Here is a 5,292-nt window from a genome sequence, read left to right as displayed (position 1 = left end):
ACCTTCCGCCATCTCGTATTGATATTGGAAAATTAACCTATGAATATCATTTAGAAGATAACAAATATAATGATGCCAAAGCCTTTGTAATTGACAAGTTAAAAAATGCCAAAAACTTTCATGAAATCAAACCAAAAGATGTGGTTTTATATGGATTTGGTAGAATTGGACGTTTATTAGCGCGAGAAATGATGTCAAAAATTGGAAAAGGACAACAATTGCGTTTAAGAGCCATTGTAACCCGAGATAAAAATGACGCCATTTTATTAGAAAAAAGAGCATCATTATTGCGTTATGATTCGGTTCACGGTGATTTTCAAGGTTCTGTTATTGCAGATCCAGAAAACAATGCGTTACTTATTAATGGAACTACTGTTCACATTATCACGGCAAATTCGCCAGAAGAAATAGATTACACATCCTATGGAATTGAGGAAGCCTTAGTCATCGACAATACTGGTGCTTTTACAACAGAAGAAGCATTGAAACGACACCTTACTTCAAAAGGCGTTGATAAAGTTTTATTGACAGCACCAGGAAAAGGTGTTCCTAATATTGTTTATGGAGTAAATCATGACGATTATAACCCAGATGAAGTTTCAATTTTTTCTGCTGCATCATGTACTACCAATGCGATTACGCCTATTTTGAAAGCAGTAGAAGATACTTTAGGCGTTGTTAAAGGACATTTAGAAACAATTCATGCCTATACAAACGACCAAAACTTAGTAGACAATATGCACAAAAAATACCGCAGAGGTCGTGCTGCAGCATTAAATATGGTTATTACCGAAACTGGTGCAGGAAGCGCTGTGGCAAAAGCATTACCTAGTCTTGCAGGAAAGTTAACGTCTAATGCTATTCGAGTTCCAGTTCCTAATGGTTCGCTAGTTATTTTAAATCTTGAAGTAGGCAAAAAAACAACCATTGCAGCTGTAAATAATATCATGAAAAAATATGCATTGGAAGGTGAATTAGTAGAGCAAATAAAATATTCGTTGAATAACGAATTGGTTTCTTCTGATATTGTAGGTACCTCAGCACCAGCCATCTTTGACAGTAACGCTACTATTGTTTCTGGTGATGGTAAAAATATCGTACTTTATGTTTGGTATGATAATGAATATGGTTACAGCCACCAAGTAATTCGTTTGGCAAAATATATTGCTAAAGTAAGACGTTATACTTATTATTAGTAGATAAAAAGCCAGAATTGATTTCTGGCTTTTTTTTATTTTTATTTGTTCTGAGTTATATAATAAATAGGAATTCCGGTAAGCATAATTATAACACCCCAACCGCAAGTTGCAAATTTAGTAAAAAGTAAAGCAATACTTAAAGCGGTTGCAATAACTATATAAAGTAATGGTAAAAAAGGATAACCAAATGCTTTATAAGGTCTTTCAGCATCAGGGCGTTTTTTACGTAAAATGAAAATACCGTAAATGGTGAGGATATAGAAAATCAACACAATAATTACAACAAAATCTAATAAATCACCATATTTACCTGTTAAACACAAAGCAGAAGCCCAAAAACATTGCGCCCATAGAGCCCAAGAAGGTACACTGGCCTCATTTAAATTTGCAGCTTTTTTGAAAAACAACCCGTCTTTAGCCATAGTATAGTACACACGAGCACCCGCCATAATTAATCCGTTATTACATGCAAAGGTTGAAATCATAATCATCACAGCAATTAAAGTCGTTCCAATTGTTCCAAAAATATTTTGAGCAGCCACCACCGCAACACGATCTGAAGGCGCTGAAGCAATATCTTGAAGAGGTACAACCGCCAAATACATTACATTGGCTAATACATAAATTAAAGACACTATAAAAGTTCCTAAAAACAAACTTAGTCCAACATTTCGTTGCGGATTTTTAATTTCGCCTGCAATAAAAGTAACTCCATTCCAAGCATCACTTGAAAACACAGAACCTACCATAGCCGCAGAAATTGCAGAAATTATTGCAGTTCCAGCCATTGCAGACCATATACCTGTTTCTTTATCGAATGATTGTAAAACAAAGGCGTTTTCCCAATTGGCATTCCAAATTTCGGCTTTAGCGCCATAAATAAATCCGAATGCAATCAAACCAATTAATGAAAGGATTTTTATAATGGTTAAAACAGTCTGTAACAGCTTGCTATCTTTAACCCCTCTACTGTTCAAATAGGTTAAAAAAACGATGGTAATTATTGAAACAATTTGGGCAGCATTGATGTCAACTAACCCTAAATGAAAAAGTATGTTTTCATCACTTAATGGCGCATATAGATAAGCTGCAAATTTTGAAAAGGCAACTCCTACTGCTGCAATTGTTCCGGTTTGAATAACTGCAAAGAAACTCCACCCGTATAAAAAAGCAATTAACTTATTATAGGCCTCTTTTAAATAAACATATTGACCTCCCGCTTTTGGAAACATTGCGCTCAATTCGCCATAACTCACGGCAGCGACAATGGTGATGATGCTGGTCAGCAACCATATAGCAATTAGCCAGCCTGCTGAACCAACTTGTCTAACAATGTCGGCGCTTACAATAAAAATTCCAGAACCAATCATTGAACCCACAACTAGCATGGTTCCGTCTAATAAGCCTAATTCTTTTTTAAATTCTTGTTCGCTATTTTCCATAGTTTATTTGAATAGTTTTGCTAAAGATAAAAAAAGAAATGAAACAAAAAAACTCCCGCTTTCGCGAGAGTTCAAAGTTTACTTTAAAATTTTGTCAAGTGTTTCTTTAAATAATGTACTATTCCAATTAGCTTTTTTAGATTGTGCTACAATAATCCTTCCTTTTTTATTAATCAAATAAGTAAAAGGCTTTTTATCTGATTTCATTGGAATAGGAATTGGGCTCATACTATAAAATATAGGGAAATTAAAATTGTGTTGCTCATAAAATTTTCTAACCACTATTTGAGAATCTTCAGTTACAAAATAAAATTGCATTTTAGTTTTGTATTCATCGTATACTCTTTGAAAAATTTCTAACTCTTCAAGATTAGATCCGTTGGCTTCCCATAAATGTATTAGCATTACATTTCCTTGGTCTGCAATTAAGTTTTTTTGATCTCCAGAAGGACCTACCAAAGACCAGTCATGATAGCCAACAACTTCTTGTTTTTCAAATGGAATATAAGAAGCTTCAGGTAAATAATTTTCATTGCCTTTTGAACATTTTATAAAACCATTTATGGAAATAACTATAATAAAAATCAAAGTAATTTTAGAATTTTTCATAATACAATTGTTTTAAAACTAAAGTAAAAAGTATAAGAAAACTTAGACTTTTATGATTATTTAAAAAGAAATACTATCCAACTAATAATTTATGAGAAGGTGCAAACTTAGTTAAGTTAATACCTTCAACCGCTTTTTTATATTCTTCAATTGATGGTGTTCTTCCTAATATGGTCGAAAGAACCACTACTGGTGTTGATGATAATAATGATTCTCCTTTTTTCTCAGCAGAATCCTCAACAACTCTTCCTTGAAATAAACGTGTTGATGTTGCCATTACCGTATCACCTTTGGACGCTTTTTCTTGATTACCCATACAAAGATTACAACCCGGACGCTCTAAGTAAAGCATGTTTTCATACTCTGTACGAGCAGCTCCTTTAGGTGCGTTATCATCAAATTCAAAACCTGAATATTTTCGCAATACTTCCCAGTCGCCTTCTGCTTTCAATTCGTCAACAATATTGTAAGTTGGGGGTGCTACTACTAACGGAGCTTTAAATTCCACTTTACCTTCATGTTTTTCAATATTTTTAAGCATTTGTGCCAATATTTTCATATCGCCTTTATGTACCATACACGAGCCAATGAATCCTAAATCTACTTTTTTAGTTCCTCCATAGAAAGAAAGAGGTCTAATGGTATCATGTGTATATCGCTTAGAAACATCTTTATTATTTACATCGGGATCAGCAATCATAGGCTCATTGATAATATCTAAATCTATTTCTACCTCAGCATAATATTTGGCATTAGCATCTGGTCGTAAAGCTGGCTTATCACCTGTTTTAATTTCCTCAATTCGCTTATTTGCTTTATTGATTAGCCCTTGAAGTACTTGGGTATGGTTATCCATTCCTTTATCAATCATTATTTGGATTCGTCCTTTGGCAATCTCTAATGATTCAATTAAGGTTTCGTCTTCTGAAATACAAATAGACGCTTTAGCCTTCATTTCAGCAGACCAATCAGTAAATGTAAACGATTGATCAGCCGTTAATGTACCGATATGTACTTCGATAATTCTACCTTGGAATACATTTTCACCTCCAAATTTATGTAACATTTGCGCTTGAGTTGCATGAACCACATCACGGAAGTCCATATACTCTTTCATTGTTCCTTTGAAGGTCACTTTAACTGATTCAGGAATTGGCATTGAAACTTCACCTGTAGCTAAAGCTATTGCAACGGTTCCAGAATCGGCACCAAAAGCAACACCTTTTGACATTCTTGTATGAGAATCTCCTCCAATAATAATAGCCCAATCATCAATAGTAATATCATTCAATACTTTATGAATAACGTCTGTCATTGGGTGATATACTCCTTTTGGATCACGAGCGGTGATTAAACCAAAATCGTTCATAAATTGCATTAATTTAGGAATATTTGCTTGTGCTTTTTTATCCCAAACAGAAGCAGTATGACATCCTGATTGATACGCTCCATCTACAATTGGGGAAATTACTTTAGCCGCCATAGACTCTAATTCTTGAGCCGTCATTAATCCAGTTGTGTCTTGCGAACCAACAATATTTACTTCAACGCGAACATCAGAACCCGCGTGTAATACTTTTCCTGGAGTATTTCCAACTGCATTTCTGTTGAAAATTTTCTCAACAGCTGTAAGACCTTGACCTTTAACTGATACTTCTTTTGAAGGTGCAAAAACCGTTGGAATATTTATTCCTAATATTTTACAAGCAAATGTTTGAATTTTTTTACCAAAAACAATAGCATAAGAACCACCAGCTTTGATAAACTCTAATTTTTGTGGCGTGAAAGATCTTGAAATATCAATCAATTCTTGATCGCCATTGTATAATTTTTTAGTTTTTGTATTAATGGTTAAAACTGTACCTGTAGCTACTGAATATACTTGTTCTAATACCGTTTCTCCATTTTCATCGCGAACAAGCTCACCATTGGCATCCGATTTCTTAACCCAGTTTTTAAGATCAATTCCAATACCTCCGGTTACATCTACAGTTGTTAGGAAAATTGGCGAAATTCCATTGGTACCCCCAACAATTGGTGCA

General features: G+C 34.2%; 4 protein-coding genes. 1 reads left to right on the top strand and 3 read right to left on the bottom strand.

Going from position 1 to position 5,292, the window contains the following annotated elements:
* Positions 1-1,196 (top strand): glyceraldehyde-3-phosphate dehydrogenase (locus ACIQZC_RS08765; protein ID WP_396138853.1); only part of this gene is annotated, 1,196 nt, incomplete at its 5' end.
* Positions 1,197-1,237: 41 nt separating this feature from the next.
* Here ACIQZC_RS08765 and ACIQZC_RS08760 read toward each other — a convergent pair.
* From ACIQZC_RS08760 to ACIQZC_RS08750, 3 genes are all read right to left on the bottom strand, one after another.
* Complete coding sequence (locus tag ACIQZC_RS08760) at positions 1,238-2,641, bottom strand: APC family permease (RefSeq protein ID WP_396138852.1); 1,404 nt, start codon at positions 2,639-2,641, stop codon at positions 1,238-1,240.
* Between the two features lie 78 nt (positions 2,642-2,719).
* Entirely contained in the window at positions 2,720-3,250 is a 531-nt protein-coding gene (locus ACIQZC_RS08755; RefSeq protein ID WP_396138851.1) for a TlpA family protein disulfide reductase, read from the bottom strand.
* Between the two features lie 73 nt (positions 3,251-3,323).
* Positions 3,324-5,292, bottom strand: a 1,969-nt coding sequence (locus ACIQZC_RS08750) for an aconitase family protein (RefSeq protein ID WP_396138850.1), incomplete at its 5' end; no start/stop codon positions are given.

The sequence above is a fragment of the Flavobacterium sp. genome (genome assembly GCF_044338735.1).
Taxonomy (GTDB): domain Bacteria; phylum Bacteroidota; class Bacteroidia; order Flavobacteriales; family Flavobacteriaceae; genus Flavobacterium.
This window is presented reverse-complemented; position numbering and strand designations above follow the sequence as displayed.

Coding starts and splice junctions, on each gene's coding strand:
- ACIQZC_RS08760 (WP_396138852.1), bottom strand. CDS start 2,641: ATGGAAAATAGCGAACAAGAATTTAAAAAAGAATTAGGCTTATTAGAC.
- ACIQZC_RS08755 (WP_396138851.1), bottom strand. CDS start 3,250: ATGAAAAATTCTAAAATTACTTTGATTTTTATTATAGTTATTTCCATA.